The organism is Pseudalkalibacillus sp. R45, from assembly GCF_052246725.1.
Classification (GTDB): Bacteria; Bacillota; Bacilli; order Bacillales; family Fictibacillaceae; genus Pseudalkalibacillus.
In genome coordinates this window covers 1-17,209 of record NZ_JBQQCL010000008.1, presented here as the reverse complement: position 1 = coordinate 17,209, position 17,209 = coordinate 1, and the positions used below count along the sequence as shown (strand labels likewise).

22 protein-coding genes and 2 pseudogenes are annotated in these 17,209 nt (G+C 42.0%); 18 read left to right on the top strand and 6 right to left on the bottom strand.

Going from position 1 to position 17,209, the window contains the following annotated elements:
* Positions 1-28: 28 nt before the first annotated feature.
* Positions 29-400, bottom strand: coding sequence for a YybH family protein (locus ACTWQL_RS14475; RefSeq protein ID WP_443143144.1), 372 nt, complete (start codon positions 398-400; stop codon positions 29-31).
* Positions 401-658: 258 nt separating this feature from the next.
* Here ACTWQL_RS14475 and ACTWQL_RS14470 point away from each other — a divergent pair, with 258 nt between their 5' ends.
* The gene (locus ACTWQL_RS14470) at positions 659-1,171 is read left to right on the top strand and encodes a MerR family transcriptional regulator (RefSeq protein WP_443143143.1); all 513 of its coding nucleotides are present in this window, start codon (positions 659-661) and stop codon (positions 1,169-1,171) included.
* The gene (locus ACTWQL_RS14465; protein ID WP_443143142.1) at positions 1,164-2,048 is read left to right on the top strand and encodes an SRPBCC family protein; all 885 of its coding nucleotides are present in this window, start codon (positions 1,164-1,166) and stop codon (positions 2,046-2,048) included. Before ACTWQL_RS14470 ends, ACTWQL_RS14465 begins: the two co-directional genes overlap by 8 nt.
* Before the next feature lie 28 nt (positions 2,049-2,076).
* On the opposite strand, the pseudogene ACTWQL_RS14460 reads toward ACTWQL_RS14465, so the two are convergent.
* Positions 2,077-2,850, bottom strand: a pseudogene (locus ACTWQL_RS14460) (arylamine N-acetyltransferase family protein).
* 277 nt (positions 2,851-3,127) lie between these two features.
* On the opposite strand from ACTWQL_RS14460, the gene ACTWQL_RS14455 reads away from it, so the two are divergent.
* Positions 3,128-3,778, top strand: a complete 651-nt coding sequence (locus ACTWQL_RS14455) for a FusB/FusC family EF-G-binding protein (RefSeq protein ID WP_443143141.1) — start codon at positions 3,128-3,130, stop codon at positions 3,776-3,778.
* A 333-nt stretch (positions 3,779-4,111) separates the two neighbouring features.
* Here ACTWQL_RS14455 and ACTWQL_RS14450 read toward each other — a convergent pair whose 3' ends face one another.
* Positions 4,112-5,017, bottom strand: coding sequence for a nuclease-related domain-containing protein (locus tag ACTWQL_RS14450; RefSeq protein ID WP_443143140.1), 906 nt, complete (start codon positions 5,015-5,017; stop codon positions 4,112-4,114).
* A gap of 78 nt (positions 5,018-5,095) precedes the next feature.
* Between ACTWQL_RS14450 and ACTWQL_RS14445 the strand changes: the two are divergent.
* From ACTWQL_RS14445 to ACTWQL_RS14430, 4 genes and pseudogenes are all read left to right on the top strand, one after another.
* A pseudogene (locus ACTWQL_RS14445) lies at positions 5,096-5,239 on the top strand (NAD(P)-binding protein); the annotation flags it as partial.
* Between the two features lie 8 nt (positions 5,240-5,247).
* The gene (locus ACTWQL_RS14440) at positions 5,248-5,409 is read left to right on the top strand and encodes a hypothetical protein (protein WP_443143139.1); all 162 of its coding nucleotides are present in this window, start codon (positions 5,248-5,250) and stop codon (positions 5,407-5,409) included.
* A complete protein-coding gene (locus tag ACTWQL_RS14435) occupies positions 5,406-6,290 on the top strand; it encodes an RNA polymerase sigma-70 factor (protein ID WP_443143138.1) in 885 nt (294 codons plus the stop codon). Before ACTWQL_RS14440 ends, ACTWQL_RS14435 begins: the two co-directional genes overlap by 4 nt.
* A 131-nt stretch (positions 6,291-6,421) precedes the next feature.
* Positions 6,422-7,762: an FAD-binding oxidoreductase gene (locus ACTWQL_RS14430; protein ID WP_443143137.1), complete on the top strand. Its 1,341-nt coding sequence runs from the start codon at positions 6,422-6,424 to the stop codon at positions 7,760-7,762.
* An 81-nt stretch (positions 7,763-7,843) separates the two neighbouring features.
* Here ACTWQL_RS14430 and ACTWQL_RS14425 read toward each other — a convergent pair whose 3' ends face one another.
* On the bottom strand, positions 7,844-7,987 hold the full coding sequence (locus tag ACTWQL_RS14425; protein WP_443143136.1) for a hypothetical protein: 144 nt from the start codon (positions 7,985-7,987) through the stop codon (positions 7,844-7,846).
* A gap of 359 nt (positions 7,988-8,346) precedes the next feature.
* Here ACTWQL_RS14425 and ACTWQL_RS14420 point away from each other — a divergent pair, with 359 nt between their 5' ends.
* The 8 genes from ACTWQL_RS14420 to ACTWQL_RS14385 all read left to right on the top strand — a co-directional run bounded on the left by ACTWQL_RS14420 (position 8,347) and on the right by ACTWQL_RS14385 (position 13,179).
* Positions 8,347-9,222, top strand: coding sequence for a phosphotransferase (locus tag ACTWQL_RS14420; RefSeq protein ID WP_443143135.1), 876 nt, complete (start codon positions 8,347-8,349; stop codon positions 9,220-9,222).
* Positions 9,212-9,733 (top strand): DinB family protein, encoded by a 522-nt coding sequence (locus ACTWQL_RS14415; RefSeq protein WP_443143134.1) that lies wholly within the window; start codon positions 9,212-9,214, stop codon positions 9,731-9,733. The genes ACTWQL_RS14420 and ACTWQL_RS14415 overlap by 11 nt, the downstream gene beginning before the upstream one ends.
* 158 nt (positions 9,734-9,891) lie before the next feature.
* Positions 9,892-10,443 (top strand): PadR family transcriptional regulator, encoded by a 552-nt coding sequence (locus ACTWQL_RS14410; protein WP_443143133.1) that lies wholly within the window; start codon positions 9,892-9,894, stop codon positions 10,441-10,443.
* Between the two features lie 2 nt (positions 10,444-10,445).
* Positions 10,446-10,940: a DUF4188 domain-containing protein gene (locus ACTWQL_RS14405; RefSeq protein ID WP_443143132.1), complete on the top strand. Its 495-nt coding sequence runs from the start codon at positions 10,446-10,448 to the stop codon at positions 10,938-10,940.
* A 16-nt stretch (positions 10,941-10,956) separates the two neighbouring features.
* Positions 10,957-11,505 carry a histidine phosphatase family protein gene (locus ACTWQL_RS14400; protein ID WP_443143131.1) on the top strand — a complete coding sequence of 183 codons (549 nt, stop codon included), beginning with the start codon at positions 10,957-10,959 and terminating at the stop codon, positions 11,503-11,505.
* Between the two features lie 247 nt (positions 11,506-11,752).
* Positions 11,753-12,166, top strand: coding sequence for a DoxX family protein (locus tag ACTWQL_RS14395; protein ID WP_443143130.1), 414 nt, complete (start codon positions 11,753-11,755; stop codon positions 12,164-12,166).
* A gap of 114 nt (positions 12,167-12,280) precedes the next feature.
* Positions 12,281-12,679, top strand: coding sequence for a nuclear transport factor 2 family protein (locus tag ACTWQL_RS14390; RefSeq protein WP_443143129.1), 399 nt, complete (start codon positions 12,281-12,283; stop codon positions 12,677-12,679).
* 65 nt (positions 12,680-12,744) lie between these two features.
* On the top strand, positions 12,745-13,179 hold the full coding sequence (locus ACTWQL_RS14385) for an SRPBCC domain-containing protein (protein WP_443143128.1): 435 nt from the start codon (positions 12,745-12,747) through the stop codon (positions 13,177-13,179).
* Positions 13,180-13,318: 139 nt separating this feature from the next.
* Here the strand turns inward: ACTWQL_RS14385 and ACTWQL_RS14380 are convergent, their stop codons facing one another.
* Entirely contained in the window at positions 13,319-14,008 is a 690-nt protein-coding gene (locus tag ACTWQL_RS14380; protein WP_443143127.1) for an ArsR/SmtB family transcription factor, read from the bottom strand.
* Positions 14,009-14,093: 85 nt separating this feature from the next.
* Here ACTWQL_RS14380 and ACTWQL_RS14375 point away from each other — a divergent pair, with 85 nt between their 5' ends.
* From ACTWQL_RS14375 to ACTWQL_RS14365, 3 genes are all read left to right on the top strand, one after another.
* A complete protein-coding gene (locus ACTWQL_RS14375) occupies positions 14,094-14,921 on the top strand; it encodes an isocitrate lyase/PEP mutase family protein (protein WP_443143126.1) in 828 nt (275 codons plus the stop codon).
* 76 nt (positions 14,922-14,997) lie between these two features.
* Complete coding sequence (locus tag ACTWQL_RS14370) at positions 14,998-15,450, top strand: hypothetical protein (protein WP_443143125.1); 453 nt, start codon at positions 14,998-15,000, stop codon at positions 15,448-15,450.
* A 249-nt stretch (positions 15,451-15,699) separates the two neighbouring features.
* Positions 15,700-16,956, top strand: a complete 1,257-nt coding sequence (locus ACTWQL_RS14365) for a glycoside hydrolase family 18 protein (protein ID WP_443143124.1) — start codon at positions 15,700-15,702, stop codon at positions 16,954-16,956.
* 116 nt (positions 16,957-17,072) lie between these two features.
* Here ACTWQL_RS14365 and ACTWQL_RS14360 read toward each other — a convergent pair.
* The coding region (locus ACTWQL_RS14360; protein WP_443142669.1) for an IS3 family transposase at positions 17,073-17,209 on the bottom strand (137 nt) is incomplete at its 5' end.

The following is a 17,209-nucleotide window of genomic DNA, read 5'->3' as shown; positions in this document are numbered from 1 at the left end:
GGCCGAAACGATCGTCCGGCCCGCATTTCTAGTTCAAAAATGTATTTTGATCATGTACCAAACACCAAGAGTCAGCCATTTTACGGAATACCAATGTCAGATAATACTCCTTGTTGTAGGGTTCGCCGTTTTGGTCCAGATCATCATAATTGACTTTTACCACTGTATAGCCCATATCACTGAAGACTTCTTCTTTCACCAGGGTATATTGGAAGGTCCAGTCAGGATCTTGAAACCAATCTTTATGGAAATCGATCACGTTTTGATATCCTTCAACAAAATGTCCATTTGGCATGACAACGCTGACATCTGCATTTTTGGATAATGTCCCTGAATAGGACGCTAAATCCTTCTTTTGGATGGCTTGTAAATGTTTTTTAACAACTGCTTGATAATTCATTTTCATCCTCCTGATATTGTGAGGATCAATGACACGCTAGGGTAGAATGAACCTCACTCGTTATTTTATTTTCAGACTTGGCAAAGGTTTTGTAGAACATCAGCCATCACTCCTTCAATCGTTTTTGGGTCATTTAAGTTTATTCTCCAACACAGACACGATCCCTTTTTAAAAAAAATAAATAATATGCCTTGAGCCTTACGTGACGTAATGGTTTATAGTTGAATCACCGGTAAATCCAGCGCGCGAAATGAGGGGATGATCATTGAAGATAACGTCGTATGGAAAGTAGGGGAGCTGGCAGAATTGACAGGGATAACGGTCAGGACGCTGCGATATTACGATCAGATCGGTTTGCTTTCGCCTTCCTATTATTCAGATTCAGGATATAGATTGTATGACGATAGAGATTTGTCTCGTCTCCAGCAGATTCTTTCATTGAAGGATGTCGGCTTGTCGCTTGAGGAGATTAAAGGCATTCTATCCGATACGAACTATGACCCAGCCGAAGTCGTCTCCCTTCAAATCGACCGGCTCAAAGAAAATATCAGAATTCAACAGAAGTTATTGAAGGAATTACAAAATGTTTCAGGCCTCATGCAAACGAAAGAACCATTGACTGTCGGAAATTTTACGGAACTGTTCGGTATGATGAAAAAGAGCCATGAAAAATTTTTTTCTGGGCGAAAAAATAACATGGAAAACCACTTGGATCGTCTTGATGATTTCCTTATAAAAAATCAAAGTCAAGGGAGGAAAAATCATGATTGAACGTTATGCTACACATGATACCTTTGTTATTGAGAAGAATTATGATGCCTCACCTGCGCAAGTTTTCGCAGCGTGGGCAGATCCTGCTTTCAAAGCAAAATGGTTTGCGGGAGCGGATGAGTTCGATTTTAGAGTTGGAGGAGTGGAGAGCAACCTGGGCGGTCCTCCTGGCGGACCTGTTTACACTTTTAAGGCGCAATATCAGGAAATTGTTCCAGATGAACGGATTGTCTACTCCTACACAATGGATCAAGAAGAGACGAGGATTTCTGTATCAGTGTCCACGGTCGAGTTCAAGCCTGCAGGAACCGGTACCCAACTGACCTACACCGAACAGGGGGCATTCCTGGATGGGCACGATTCTGCAGCGACTCGTGAACACGGAACAACGATCATGCTTGATAATCTGGGTAAGGAGCTTCAGAAATTGGATGAGGTAGACCGGGAAATCGTAAATGAAAGGATTTTCGATATGCCGCGTGAAAAGTTGTTCCGAGCGTTCACCAACTCCGATCATTTGGCAAAGTGGTGGGGGCCAAAAGGTTTTACGAATACGTTCCATGAGTTTGATCAGCGCACTGATGGGGTTTGGCGTTATACCATGCACGGTCCTAATGGCGTTGACTATGAAAATAAGAGTGTTTTCGTCGAGGTTGTGGAACCTGAACGAATCGTCCTCCGGCATCTGGAGCCGAATCACGAGTTTTTACTGAGTGTGACCTTAGAGGAATTGGACGGAAAGACGCAGCTGAACTGGCGTATGCTGTTCGATTCTGCTGAAGAATGTGAAAAAATCAGAGAGTTCTGCTATAAGGCAAATGATGAAAACCTCGATCGTCTTGAAGCCCAGCTTGAACGAATGGTCGGACAAACTTAAGTTAGGAGGACTGACAATCGTCAGTCCTTCAGCTTTTAATGTGAAATTCTTTTTTTAGGAGATCTTTGAATTCGGTTTCTGAGATTTGTTCTTTTTGTGACGTTCCGTTGATCCAGCGGGTCATTGTTTTATCTGTCAATGAAACGGTTCCGTTCTCAGTGAATTTTGTAAGGATCGGTCCTTTGTTGAATGGGGACTCTTAATCTTCAATGAGTATTTTTTGGATATCATTAAATTCTCGGAGATCCGCTACTGGATTTTTGGAATCGATCAAGTATCCCGTTCGCCAGGATTGATCTTTGTTTGTGAGTTTCAAGCCGAGGAGATAATCGCCGTGTTTGTGTTTTGTGGCTTCCACTTTGAATTGTCCGTTAGGTGAGTGAATGATCTCACCATTCATCGGAATCGGCTTTAATGGGAGATTTCCACCAAAACCGGTGTCGACCAGGTAGTCTTCATCTTCATGTCGGAGGATGATCGCTACATGGGTTCGTCCAAGTTTCGTCCATTCTCCGGTTTTGCTGTTGAATACATCACCGCGCACCAGCTTGGCATCGAATCCATTTTCGAGCAGAAAAAGGTAGAGAAGACCATTCAACTCGTAACACAGCCCACCCTCTTTTTTAACTAGCATTTTATCAATCAAAGCTTCCTCCGTAATTTCAACGGTTCGTTGATTCATGATTCGCAGATTTTCAAAGGGGATGGCTCGTGCTGTTTTTACAAGGACCTCCTCCAGTTTCTCGAATGTGATCGGTTCCTCTTCATTCAGCCCGATTCTTTTCCTGAACAACACATCCATTATCGATTCCTCCCATCTAATTCAACTCTACAAAATAACTATTCATAAGAAAAGAAATTGAGCTTTACATAGGGTATAATGATTCTAACAGAGGAGGTGGTAAATAATGGCGAACAGCAGCATTCATTTGCCAGAATTTGCAGCGTCTCATGCAAAGCCTGTTATGGGAAAGGCGATACTTTGTATGGGATGGAACATGAACTAATCGCCTGAGTTCTGTAACATGGTTTTGCACCTTATTTTATAAACGGATTGAAAAATAAGGAGCTGAACTAAAATGAACAAAACAAATATAGAACCATTCATGAGACCTGATCAATTCAACTTTATAAGGACACAAGTACGGTACTTGGCAGAGGCGCATGCTTCGGTTAAAGACCAGGATGTCCTGAAGGCTTTGAAATATGGCTCATTAGAAAAGTCACTGAACCTTTTTTCTTCGATTGATAAAAAAGTGGAGCCACTCCTCAACCGAATGCTGGAAATCGAAAAAGCAACGGAAGCAGAGAAGTTTCTAGACGAACTGAGTGCGTACGTCATTCCATTTCGTAATATATCGGAAAAAACGGTGCAGAACTTGTTCCCGAAGGCAAAAAAACTGAAGATGCCATTGCTTGAGGAAATTGATTTTAAGGAGATATCCTATATAGGCTGGTATGATATTCGTTCCAGCAGAAAGTATCTTGTTGTTGAAATCGACGGGAAACTGAAAGGGCTGTCTGGAACATTCCAGGAAAGCCATCGAAAAAGCATATGCACATTATGTGGTGAGTATGAAGAAGTCGGCCTGTTCATGTGTAGAGTGAGAAGCGGGAAAGAAACCTATCTGAGCAGAGGCAACTACATCTGTCAGGATAGCAACACCTGCAACCACAACCTCACGAACAGAAGAAGACTAGATGACTTTGTGGAACTGCTGAAAAACTGAGGGGAGAATTCCTCTCGGTTTTTTTGATGAGTGAAATAGGTAGCTAAGGTGAAGACCAGGTGGATCTGAGGGTGTGATGGCTCCTCAAAAACAAAGATCAAGCACTCAGAAGAGGTCTCTGAGGGTGTGATGGCTCCCCAAAAACAAAGATCAAGCACTCAGAAGAGGTCTCTGAGGGTGTGATGGCTCCCCAAAAGCAAAGATCAAGCACTCAGAAGAGGTCTCTAAGAGTGTGATGGCTCCCCAAAAGCAAAGATCAAGCACTCAGAAGAGGTCTCTAAGAGTGTGATGGCTCCTCAAAACAATGATCAGACACTCATAAACTAAAACTGGCTAAATATAATAAGATGAATTTCCGTGTCCAATCCTCTTATAGTTTTTCGAAATGATAATTCTAATTGTTTTTTTAGTTTTGACGATTTTACACCACTCATATATGTGGTTGGTCGTAACTTTTCTGTCAGGAAAAAGAAGTTTGAACTCATCTATGGTACGAAGCATGCCAGAATGTAAGGGCTCTTTACCGCCACAGTGATTACAAAGTAAAGATTTATTTGTACAACATTCATAAAAACCATAACACCTCGGACAATAAATTCCTTTTTTCAAGTCATCATATTGGTAATCGGGTAATCGGAAACTCGGGGGATCGGTTATATGAAGAGAAATAAGTTGTTGAGCCAATGTGGAGTGGGCTTTCTTCACTTTAGAGGGTTGTTTCTTGATCTTGTCCAAAAAACGATTAAGTTGAGCAGGAAAAATGATATGTGAATCAAGGGGTGCTTGGTACAGGTGGAATTCGGGGTTAATGAATACAAGATAAGCTTCAAAGGGCATATTACATTCCAGTGTACTTAAAACCTGCCGTAACAACGATTCATTCCGCTTCAATTGAAGCAGTGGATTCTTTATTTCAGTTCCGCCTATAGAACACCATCTGTCTCCATCCACATAAAAGTCACCTTCGAAGTTTTTCACTTCAAAAAGATAATTCTTGCCTGAAGAGAGCAATAATGAATCGTTTTGAAAAAGCGTGTTACGGTGCTCTAATAATAAATCATTCAGAGCCAGCCGTCCTGGCAAAAGTTCCTCGAGTCGTTCATCAAACTTCAGCTCTCCTTCATAGCCCTTTTCAAGATTGTAACAATATAGTTTATCTTCGGATGATAGATTCATTCGGATCCGAAGACATCTCATAATCTTCAATTCCAGAGATTCTTCGCGTTGCTTTAAGATCAATACACATCTCCCCTTTCTTCTTTTAAATAATAGTATCATAATGTCACAAATCAAACCCTTTTTCCGTCATGTTAATGAATAGGTTTGACGGCAGCCAATGGAGGCCAGAAGGTGATTGCGTTCGAAAAATCCACTGAATTTGGAGGACGATCCCAGACCGTCAACCAAAATGGTGTGTACATGAATCTCGGTGCCCATGCCCTGTATAAAGGGGGGGATGCAGATTTCCAATGAACTGGGCATCACTACCAGTCCCTGACGTTCCGGAAATTAAAGGCCTGTATGTGGCAGGAGATTGGGTGGAGGATGAGGAATTATTGGTTGATGTATCTCTAGCAAGTGCGGAACGTGCAGCTTCACATATTTTAAAAAGAAACCAGGTGTTGGTATGAACGAGATTGAACAGCTTTATCAAGATTATAAACCATTGCTCTTTTCACTCGCCTACAGGATGTTGGGCAGTGTGATGGATGCAGAAGACATCGTCCAAGATACGTTCATTAAATTTGAAAAACTACCGAATCGCGGGTCCATCACCAACGTGAAATCCTACCTCTGTAAAATGACGACCAACCGATGTATCGATCAATTGCGATCATCCGTCCATCAGAAAGAAACGTATGTTGGTCCATGGCTGCCAGAACCGATTGTGGAAGACTATGTAGCGGATCCGGCAGGTTCGTACTTTATGAAAGAGTCGATATCGACTGCATATATGTTGCTTTTGGAACAACTATCAGAGGTGGAGCGTGCCGTCTTTCTCCTTAGAGAAGTTTTCCAGTATGAGTATGACGAAATCGCCGATATTGTAGATAAAAGCAGTACCAATTGCAGGCAGATTTTCCACAGGGCGAAAAAAAGTCTCGGGCATGAACCGGAATCATTCCAGAAAGACTCGAAACAACTGGGGAATATCGTTGAAACCTTCTTATCGGCATTGAATACAGGCAATATCTCCGAGATGCTGCAAGTGCTGGCAAAGGATGCGACCTTCTATTCTGATGGCGGTGGCAAAGTGAAGGCGGCTGTAAAGCCAATCTACACTGCCGAGCGGATCACTCAGTTTTTCTTCGGTATTATGCAGAAGTTTCCTGCGGATTATGTTTTTCATCGTAAATTGATCAACGGGGTCCCTGGGGTTGTCGTAACGCTTGAAGGTCAAGTGCTTAATGTCGTTTCTTTTACATTTGAGGAAGAGAAGATCAATGATATCTACCTGGTGGCAAATCCAGATAAACTCAGGTCTTTAAACGAGCATATCCAATTGAAATAACGTATACCAGGCCACTGCCAAAATAAATGCAGTGTCTTTTTTTGCCCATTTTCACTCTCCATCATTTCCGCCGTTTCATCATATGAACCTGTCTCATATACTGCTGTAAGACAAGTTAAAGGAGAGAGAGGATGGCGACTGAATTGACGGGGCGGGTTGTGGTACCGGGGGATCCGGGTTATACAGAAGCCCGCACAAATCTTAATCTATTTCGATCCAAGTTTCCCGGAGCAATCATTTTTTGCCATGAAGAAAAAGATGTCCTGAATGCGCTGAAATTTGCTAGGGAAAAAGAAATCCCTTTCCGTGTAAGGAGCGGAAGACATAGTTATCAAAATTTTTCGATCCTGAATAAAGGGATCGTCATCGATTTAAGTGAAATGAACAAAATCTCGGTCAACGCCTTAAGAAAAACTGCGGTCATTGCAGGAGGCGCTGATCTAGGCCATGTATACAACACACTATGGGAGCACGGCCTGGCAATCCCTGCTGGCACAGAATACAGTGTCGGTGCTGCAGGATTGACCTTGGGCGGAGGAATCGGTTATTTGTCACGGATTTTCGGGTTAACCTGCGATAACCTGCTTGGCGTCAGAATCGTCGTTCCAAAAGGAGACCGCAGTGCACAAATTATAGAAGCGACCAGATGGAAAAACAGAGAACTGTTTTGGGCTTGTTGCGGAGGTGGTGGCGGGAACTTCGGGATCGTCACTCAATTCAAGTTCCGTGCCCATCCAATTGGCGACGTCTCGATTTTCCGGATCGAATGGGACTTTGAACAATTGGAAAAAGCGTATGACAAATGGCAGCACTGGGCTCCATTTACCGATGAAAAATTAACGTCGTCGATCGAGCTGCATGCGAAAGAGCAAAATATGATCCTGGCTGAGGGACAATATTTGGGTACAAAAGACGAACTCAAAAAGCTGATCAAACCGTTGGTCAAAAGCACAAACCCAAGGAAGGTGCAAATCGCAACCGTCCCATTCAATAAAGCATTCGACTATTTCAATTATCCGGCAGGCAACATACCATCTTATTTCAAACGCTCCGGGTCTTTTGCCTATCACCCGATTCCTGAAAAAGGCATCAAAATCATGAAGCATTTTCTCGAACATGCACCGAATGAAGATGCAGCGATATGGCAACAGGCACTGACCGGTGCGGTGCAAAAAGTGCGTCCAACTGAAACGGCTTTTTATCACAGGAAAGCGCTTATCGCACAGGAATATAAAGCAACTTGGGAAAAAGAAGGCGAAGCAACTAAGAATGTGCAGTGGGTCAAGGCATTACGCAAAAGCCTTGCTCCATATACGGACGGTGATTACGTGAATTGGCCGGATCTATCAATTGACGATTGGCCGACCGCTTATTATGGAGAAAACTTCGAGCGCTTAAGAAAAGTGAAAACGAAGGTTGATCCAACGAATGTCTTTCGTTTCCAGCAAAGTATCCCGCCGTTCAAAAGATAAACCGGAAGTCCACTCACATGAAAGAGTGGGCTTTTCCTATTTTACATGAAGGCTCTTTTCTAAAAGATTGTTGCTTTTGAGTCATTTATGAAACTCACCTTGTGCAAGTTGATTGGAGAGCAAGGTGCGAGACTCCTCGAAAATGAAAATCGCATTTTCTTCGTGCGATGTAACGCTGCCGAAGCTTTCCTTGTCCTGCGGGATCAGTGGGACAGGTGAGACCATTCAATGTCGCAAGGCGACGAGTGGGCTCACCGCACGCCCCGCGGAAAGCGAGCATCCTGGAGCGAAAATCAACGACTTTCAAGAGCAACAAAGTTTGCGAAAACAGCCTTTATGAAACAGTGATTGAGTAATCTGGTTGAATTTGAAATAATTGTTGAAGAAGGGCTTACAACTTTTAAAAAGGAGATGAAGGATGATGACAAAGGTTACACCGCTCATTATCCATCTTTGTTCGAAGCTCAGAAACGAGCCTCTTCATGCTGACTTGTTTGGAGTCCCGGTATTTTGAAGAGCTGATGACCTTACTAAAATCAAAAGATGAAAAGACGAGATCAAATGTCTGAGATTAGGAGAATCAAATGGATATACAAGACATCATAATAGATTTACGTAATAAAAAGATCGTATCAGTTTCACAGCAAGCTGAAAGATTAAGCGGAGGTACCACAAGCGAGGTTTACCTTCTGGATCAATACGTCGTTAAAATAAATAAGCCATCAGTATTAAAATCTGAGTCGTATTTCATGACCTTTTACAAAGATATAGAGCTCTTACCAGAGGTGATTTATGAGGATCCGTTACACTGCTACCTCGTAATTCCGTTTATCAAAGGTTCCATAAGTCATGGACGAATAAATAAACGGAATACACTTATAAAACTTGTAAACTCTCTTATCAATCATTATCAGGCTGATCCTGATAAACAAGGATGGGGCTGGGCAGACAAACCAGTGGATTCATGGAAAAATTTCTTAGTTGATAGGGCAGTAGAATCACATCAAATCTTGAGTTCGATTCTAACAGATGAGGATTTTGAATGGGTGATGGATCTAGTAAATCAAGCAGATAGGTATAATAGGATTGTAACGCCGTACCTTTTGCATGGAGACTGTGGTGTACATAATTTCATCTATAATGAAGTGGAGTTATGTGGAGTGATTGATCCTACTCCAGTGTTCGGAGAGCCTTTATACGATTTGATCTATGCCTTCTGCTCTTCCCCGGATGACTTGACTCAAGAAATGATAGAGTCAGCAGCCGATCATCTTGTTGATCGTAATTTTACAAGGAATGAATTGCATGAAGAAGTTGTCATAGGTCTATATTTACGAATCGCTACATGTGTCCTACATCATCCAAATGATTTAGATGAGTATTTACAGGCATGGGCTTATTGGAAAAGAACGTTGACCAAACATCATTTAAAAAAGGAGGGCAAGCCAGATGAATTTTAATTTGCAGGAAGCGATTGAGATATTGGAACGGACGCCTCAAACGTTGGAGCATTTTTTAACCGGATTATCTGATGGATGGCTGCAATGCAATGAAGGTGAAGGTACCTGGAATGCTTCACAGGTGGTCGACCACCTAATTGAAGGGGAGAAAAACAACTGGATTCCGAGGCTGGAATTCATTCTTCAGGAAGGCGAAGCACAACCATTTCCCGAATTTGACAGGTTTTCGCACCTTAGTTTAAACCCTGAAAGAACGCTTGAACAGAAGTTTGAAGAGTTCAAAACGATTCGAACCCGAAATATAACCAGGCTCAAAGAACTGCTCGACACTGAGTCGAAGCTGGAAGTCACAGGATCTCACCCGGCATTTGGTGTCGTGAAGGTAAGAGAATTGATTTCCACCTGGGTTGTCCATGACCTGACCCACATCTCCCAAATCGTACGCGTGATGGCCAAACGATATGGGGGAGACGTCGGACCCTGGGAAGAATACTTGGGGATCTTGAAATAATTAGAGGAAATGGAATCGTGAACTTACATATTACCGAGGGGACTGATGTTCATACATCAGCCTTTTTTTATATTCTCGGTTTACATAAGAGGATGAATATGGTAAATTATATGTATCAAAAAGATATATAGCAAATAGATATATATTGGAGGTGTACGATGGCTAAGGAAAATAACACGCAATATGCGATTCTCGGTTTACTGACGACGGGTTGCCACACCGGATATTCCATCAAGCAAATGATCGACGGGAGTTTGAATCATTTTTGGAAAATAAGCTATGGTCAAATTTATCCTGCTTTAAAAAAGTTAGTGGCAGAAGGATACGCATCGGTCCAAGTAGCTCCTCAAGAAGGTAAACCAGACAAAAAGGAATATCACATCACATCTGAAGGTGAAAAGACACTCAAGATCTGGCTTCAGAACCCCATCAAAGAACTTCCGGTTGAAAAAAACGAGCTCCTGCTCAAACTCTTTTTCAGCCGCCATCAAGAACTTAGCACTACTATCCATCAATTAGAAACCTACCAGGAAAAACTTCTCAATCGATACAACACCTATGAAGGAATCAAAGAAATGATTACCACCCGCCTGAATGATGAAGCGGATGCACCTTACTGGATCATCACGTTGGATTATGGACTGCGTACGACCCAAGCGCAAATCGACTGGTGTGAGGAAACGAAGGCAAAACTATTGAAGGAGGAATGAAAATGGGAAAAGAGGTCTTCCCAGGCCGGTATACGATCGGTCAACAGGACGATATCGTTGTATTCATCATCGGAATGCGCGTGAACAAATGGTGGGCAATCCACAAGTGGTTGCCGGTATTCATAGCCATGCCACCAATGATTAAAGAGCTTTATGTCAATAAAGATCTCGGCTGCTTATCGATTGAGAATTTCTTCAGCTTACGTACAACAATGATGATCCAATATTGGCGCTCCGAAAAAGATCTACTCGCTTATGCCAGAGGACAAAAGCATTTGAAAGCCTGGAATGACTTCAACAAAAAGGTCGGAAACAACGATGCGGTCGGAATTTATCATGAAACCTATACGGTTAAGAAGGGGCAATTCGAATCGATTTACGGAAACATGCCGAAATTTGGTTTATCAAAAGCGCTAGGGCATCAGCCGATTCGCACGTCTACCAATACAGCGAGCAAACGTCTTAGTGGCCAAAAATCAGAGCCATCCAATTTTTAAATAAGGAGCGGATATTATGATTTATGTGATCAGGCACGGAGAAACGGACTTGAACAAGGAAGAAAGAATACAAGGAAGATCAGGTCTTCCTCTAAACGAAAACGGGAGAAATCAAGCTGAAATTCTAAGAGATAAGCTCAAGCAATACAGGTTTGATCTTGTGTTTTCCTCCCCACAAGAAAGGGCGGTCGAGACGGCTGAAATCGCAACAGGTATTAAAGTGAATACGGATTCGAGGTTGGATGTCTTCGATTTAGGTGAAGCGGACCGAATGAAAAAGAACGAAGTCAAAATGGTTGGATCGATTCCTGATCCCAGTGTCTATGATGGGGTGGAAGAGATCCCTGGCTTTATAGGAAGGATTTTCGACTTCATGAAAGAGATTGAAAACAAATACGCCAACAAAGAGTTGAACATCTTAATCTCCGGCCATCGATGTACAACGGGGTGTATAGGAGCGTATTTTGAAGGGATACCTGAAGATCGGAACATTATCAGATTTTCCTCTGGAAACGGAAAATTCAAGGTATATGAATTCAATCAAAATAAAATTTTTAAGTCGTGATCATTCATCACGACTCTTTTTTTGGAGAGGGTTCGGGACTTTAAGCATATTAATCTGTAGCATGATAAACCTGATGGGATTGCACTTTTTCGCAAGCAACATCTTCCAAAAGTTGGATTTTAATAAAGGAGTATCAGTAAGAGGACCATTAATAATTAGGTAATATATACCTTTTCAGGAATATTCTATTTCAAGTATATTAATGTTTAATTCATGAAATAGAAAACTGAAGGAGGAAGGTTACTTAATGAAAAAAGTAGTGATTACCTACTGGGTTTTTACTAGTCTTTTGTCTGCATTAATGCTTTTTGGAGCTATTCCTGATATCATGTCTGATCCTGCAGCTGTCGCGGTGTTCGATCATTTAGGGTATCCAGCTTATATTTTGCCATTTATCGGTGTGGCTAAATTGTTAGGTGTTATAGCACTCCTTGTCCCTGGTTTTCCACGGGTCAAAGAATGGGCGTATGCAGGCTTTGTAATTGATTTGACTGGAGCCATGTATTCCCACATCGCAGTAGGTGATCCTTCTAGTGGGATGGTGGTTTTCCTTATTGGATATGTATTGATAGCAGGTTCTTATATATATCATCATAAGAAAAAAAGAATGGTTTCCTCCGCGGATATGACCAATCATGACAGCAGTAAAGCAATGGTTTAAAGTTAAATCTGGGGCGCTTTCGATAGAGCGTCCCTTTTGAATTGTAAAGAGGAGAATCCGACTAGTGAGAGAAGTACATATCATGTATTTCAAACATGAAGGGAGATTTGAACTTTGAAGACTTCAGGAGGACTTATTGTTCTATGCCCGGAGGATTGTGGAAACTCACCCAAAAAAGAGATGTTGAAGAAATTCAATATCGCTTTTGCCGAAAACGATAGAGCGTTCATTCTAGAGAATATTGCAGACGATTTTTGCTGGAGCAAAATCGGCGATCGCCAGTTCAAAGGGAAAGAGGCTGTTGAAAAAACACTGAGTCAAATGGCTGACGCAGACATCACAGAATTGCACATCCATAACATCATCACACATGGTCGTTCGGCTTCTATCAATGGTGAGCTTGTATTTGAAAATAAGAAAAGAATCGCATTTTGTGATGTGTGCACGTTCACCGGCGCAGGGAAAAATTCAAAAATGAAAGAAATGACCTCATACGTGATCGATTTGGACTGAGGTTTGGAGTTGCTCCGATTTTTTCTTGAAACGGTTGAAACGAATCTGAAGAAAGGGTGTTTATTGTGCATAATCAAACAAAAATGAAAATAGAAAAGCCTGCTTATGAAGTATTTGAAGCCTTTGTTGATCCCGATAAAATCGGAAATTTTTGGTTTTCATCCAGTTCTGCGAGATGGGAAACAGGGGAGACGATCACCCTGAAGTATGATCTTTTTAACGCTGAGGGTGAAATAGAAGTCATTGAAATCGAAGAAAACCAAAAAATCCAGTTCAACTGGGGACCAACTGAGGAGTTACACACCGTCACAATTATATTAGATGAAATAGATCACTCCACGACGATTGTAGAAGTCAGGGAAGAAGGCTTTAGAGATAATGACGGAGAGCTGTTTAATAAAATGCTGGATAATAAAGAGGGATGGGTCTTCATGCTGACTTGTCTCAAAGGTTATTTAGAATTTGGCGTCAATAAGTTGAGAGAGGGGCTAGTTAAATAACGGGTTTAAGAAGCTTATATCCGAGATGAATCTACCCCTGAGGAGGAGTGAAAGAATCATCACTCAGGGGGATGGATGGAGTCATTGCAGAGCTGAATGATAACGATGACCAGCCTCTTGGCCATAGTTGGCTTAATACTTAATCAAATTCTAGATTGAATAATTTTTTAAGCTCTCTTTTTCCTGTCGGGGTGACTTCCACTGCGCGTATGGTTGGGACACGTTTAACCCAATTACGTTCAAATAGCTGATCTGCGAACGCTTGGCCTAAAGCCCCTGCAAGATGGTGCTTTCGTTCGCTCCAATCCAGACATACACGGGAAAATGAACGGCGTTTCTTCCTCAATTCAGAAAGGTTGATGCCGAAATCTACGTAGAATTCTTCACCTTTTGGCGTTACCACAAATTCTTTTTCCTCTTTATCCAGATAGCCTGATTCATTCATGGATTCCGTCAATGATACGCCCAATTCTCCTGCTAAATGATCATAGCATGTCCGGGCTTTTCGAAGCATTTTCGTTTGAGAGGACTGTTTGAATGAACGTACCTCTTTAGGTTGGGAAATTGATAAAAAGGATTCCAGGATACGTGCAACTTCCTTGTTAGCAAGCTGGTAATAACGATGGCGTCCACTTTTTTCTCCGGTAACTAAACCAGCTTGAACCATCTTAGCAAGATGAAAGCTGGCAGTTTGCGGTTTTATCGCAGCGGCATAAGCTAGGTCACTGGCAGTATGATAGCGGCCATCCAACAACGTCATGAGGATCTCGGCTCTAGACGGGTCTGCCAGGAGTGCAGCAACCTCAGCGATATTTGGATTTGCACTCATTTTCAGCACCTCCATGTGTGTATTCAATACTTCGATGATAATCGAAGTGTTGAAGGATTACAATGGAAGAAAAGGAGGAGGAAGTATGAGCATGAATAAAGAAAAAAGCTTTCGATACTTACACAAAGGTCCTTCAACATTTGTCCTGCCTAATGCCTGGGATGTCATCAGTGCTAAAATGTTTGAGGAAGGCGGTTTTAAAGCAATTGGTACAACTAGCGCAGGGATCGCTGCCTCATTAGGGTATCCAGATGGACAACAGCTCCCAATCGATAAAATGATTGAAGTTGTGGAACGCATCGTTAATGCTGTGGATGTACCAATCAGTGCAGACATCGAAGCTGGTTACGGTAAAACGGCTGAAGAGGTTGTTCAGTCAGTACAAAAAATCCTTAATGCGGGTGCAGTTGGAATAAACATTGAAGATGGAACAGGAGATCTTCAGCATCCCATCAATGATCTCTCAACCCAAACGGAAATGATTTCCACTATCAAAGAATTTTGCAGGGAAAATGATGAGGCGTTGTTCATCAATGCGCGTACCGATCTTTATTGGCTGCAAATCGGTGATCCTTCAACACGTCTTCAAAGGACTCTGGATCGTGTGAAAGCTTACGAGGAGGCAGGAGCGGATTGTATTTTTGTACCGGGACTGCATGTTAAAGAAACGATTCAAAAACTAAGGGCTGAAGTTTCTTGTCCCATCAACCTGTTGGTTCATCCTAATTTGCCTTCGCTAAAAGAACTTTCAGAGATAGGGATTGAGAGGGTAAGTACCGGGTCCGCACCATTCCGAGCAGCCGTGACATTATTGAAAAAAATGGGTGAAGAGATCATCAATGACCGAACTTTCGATGAAATGACTGGGAGAGTCCTTACCTATAGCGAAATAGCATCGTTCGTTAATCGGTAAATCTATTAAACTAGCAGGTCATTCGTACAAACATTCCCTTTTGATAGAGCATAGTCTGTCACAAGGGAGTGATGTTTTGAAAAAGATTGTACAACAACAAGTCATACGAACGAGTCATTTTACTGACTCATCAAGGTGTCCTTGTGAAGTGATGTTGAAGATTCTAAATACCCCTGTTGAAATTCAGCAATCTGGAAGAAAAATAGGTTATGGCTTCCTGACTCTTACTGGGAAGTTGTGTCCGACATGTAAAAAAAGCGAGAGTTTTTTCAATGTCAGGGTTCATGGTGATCTTGGATACCGCTATAAAACAGAGAACCTCAAAGGTATCACATGTCAGTATAACTATGTTGAAGCATTTGGGGAAGGTCGAGTCGCTTCTAGGAATGCCCCTTATAATCTGTTATTGGTTGAAGATCAGAGAGGTGAAATAATGATTTCACTCACCATACGTGGAAAAACCTGCGACTTTAACTTCAGCGGAGTAACTCGAAAGCAAAATGTGATCAGAACTAATTGCACATCATAAAATAATTTTTTTGAAAATTCCATTGACAATAAGAACATTTGTTCGTATACTTAAATCAGGCGCTTAACCTCCGCCTAAATCTTGGAACTTTGTTCTATATCTTGGGCTACTCGCAGATTGATTGTTGCAGCGATCGAACAGCGGGTAGCCAACTTTTTTGTAAAGGGTGCTATAATTTACCACTACCTCTCCCATCACCCTCCCTTTAGAATAAAAGATAAGTAGTCTACCAGGGGAGGAGATACTGTTATGAAGCGGAAAACAAGAAATCGTGTAAATCATATACCATTTATCATTTCACTTGTTTTTCTAGTGTTCATAGGAACTTTTACGTTGACCGGGAATAGTTTGCAAGTTTCCGGTGCAGCTGACAAATCAAGTGAAGAACTGAGAGGCAAGAAAGCGGGATGGACAAAGAATAAAAAGAAGGTGTCGGCTGAAGCTGAAAATCAGTATAAGAGAGTCGGCTATTATGCGGGTTGGGCGGCGTATTCCGGTTTCCGGGTATCTGACATCGATGCCAGCAAGCTGACGCATATCAACTATGCTTTCGCAAATATCTCTAATGACGGAAAAATAGCAGTTGGCGATCCGGAGGTGGATGGCGAAAATTTCAATCAGTTAAAAGACCTGAAAGAACAGCATCCACATTTAAAAACATTGATTTCTGTAGGCGGGTGGACGTGGTCGGAGAATTTTTCTGATGTAGCACTGACGGAAGAGTCTCGGACCATATTCGCCGAAAGTGTTTTGGAACTTGTGCAAAAGCATGGTTTCGATGGGGTGGATCTGGATTGGGAATACCCTGTTGACGGGGGGCAGCCAGACAACATCAATCGTCCGGAAGACAAACAGAACTACACATTGCTATTGAAAAAAATCAGAGAGACGTTAGATACACAAAGTAAGAAGGACGGGAAAGAATATCTTTTGACAATCGCTGCTGGACCAAGCAAAAACCACGCTAATAATCTAGAGTTGGACAAGCTCCATCAATATGTCGATTATGTTCAATTGATGACCTACGATATCCATGGGGAGTGGGATGAACTTACTGGAATGAATGCACCATTAAAGCAAGATCCAGAGAGCGGCTATCATAATGATTTGAGCGTCGAGATCGCAGTTGAAACATTCATTAATAATGGAGTCCCAGCTGATAAGCTTGTAATGGGTCTGCCATTCTATGGTAGGATGTTCAAGCAAGTCAACAATGCAAATAATGGTCTGTACCAGCCGTTCACCGGGGGAGGCAATTCAATCAGTTATACTGCACTAGAGGCAGAATACATCAACAAAAATGGATTTACTCCTCATAGGGAAGAGGATTCGCAAGTACCCTGGCTTTTCAATGGTTCCACCTTCATAAGCTATGATGACGCCATATCCATAACCCATAAAACCGACTATCTCAAATCGAAGGGGCTGGGCGGTGCAATGATGTGGGAACTGAGCCACGATCCTGATGAAGTATTGTTAACAAAAGTTTATGAGGAATTGAAATAGAGCTGATCCAACTAGATATAACGGGGGTTATTTTAAAAACTCACAGTATGATTCACACATGAAACGCATGTGATTTCACACAAGAAGGTGGTTACCCCTAAAAGTTAGAGTTTTTATTATGCAGCGGATTGGATGGATTGAGTTCGGTATTCGACTGGACTCAGTCCATCCAATTTTTCTTTTGAACGTTCATGATTGTACCAGTGGATATATTCTTCAACTCGGCTTTCTAATTCCTCATAGCTTACTAAAG

Coding starts and splice junctions, on each gene's coding strand:
- ACTWQL_RS14455 (WP_443143141.1), top strand. CDS start 3,128: ATGAACAAAACAAATATAGAACCATTCATGAGACCTGATCAATTCAAC.
- ACTWQL_RS14475 (WP_443143144.1), bottom strand. CDS start 400: ATGAATTATCAAGCAGTTGTTAAAAAACATTTACAAGCCATCCAAAAG.
- ACTWQL_RS14425 (WP_443143136.1), bottom strand. CDS start 7,987: ATGGTCTCACCTGTCCCACTGATCCCGCAGGACAAGGAAAGCTTCGGC.
- ACTWQL_RS14405 (WP_443143132.1), top strand. CDS start 10,446: ATGGGAAAAGAGGTCTTCCCAGGCCGGTATACGATCGGTCAACAGGAC.
- ACTWQL_RS14410 (WP_443143133.1), top strand. CDS start 9,892: ATGGCTAAGGAAAATAACACGCAATATGCGATTCTCGGTTTACTGACG.
- ACTWQL_RS14430 (WP_443143137.1), top strand. CDS start 6,422: ATGGCGACTGAATTGACGGGGCGGGTTGTGGTACCGGGGGATCCGGGT.
- ACTWQL_RS14415 (WP_443143134.1), top strand. CDS start 9,212: ATGAATTTTAATTTGCAGGAAGCGATTGAGATATTGGAACGGACGCCT.
- ACTWQL_RS14420 (WP_443143135.1), top strand. CDS start 8,347: ATGGATATACAAGACATCATAATAGATTTACGTAATAAAAAGATCGTA.
- ACTWQL_RS14465 (WP_443143142.1), top strand. CDS start 1,164: ATGATTGAACGTTATGCTACACATGATACCTTTGTTATTGAGAAGAAT.
- ACTWQL_RS14400 (WP_443143131.1), top strand. CDS start 10,957: ATGATTTATGTGATCAGGCACGGAGAAACGGACTTGAACAAGGAAGAA.
- ACTWQL_RS14375 (WP_443143126.1), top strand. CDS start 14,094: ATGAGCATGAATAAAGAAAAAAGCTTTCGATACTTACACAAAGGTCCT.
- ACTWQL_RS14440 (WP_443143139.1), top strand. CDS start 5,248: ATGAACTGGGCATCACTACCAGTCCCTGACGTTCCGGAAATTAAAGGC.
- ACTWQL_RS14470 (WP_443143143.1), top strand. CDS start 659: ATGATCATTGAAGATAACGTCGTATGGAAAGTAGGGGAGCTGGCAGAA.
- ACTWQL_RS14435 (WP_443143138.1), top strand. CDS start 5,406: ATGAACGAGATTGAACAGCTTTATCAAGATTATAAACCATTGCTCTTT.
- ACTWQL_RS14380 (WP_443143127.1), bottom strand. CDS start 14,008: ATGAGTGCAAATCCAAATATCGCTGAGGTTGCTGCACTCCTGGCAGAC.
- ACTWQL_RS14395 (WP_443143130.1), top strand. CDS start 11,753: ATGAAAAAAGTAGTGATTACCTACTGGGTTTTTACTAGTCTTTTGTCT.
- ACTWQL_RS14365 (WP_443143124.1), top strand. CDS start 15,700: ATGAAGCGGAAAACAAGAAATCGTGTAAATCATATACCATTTATCATT.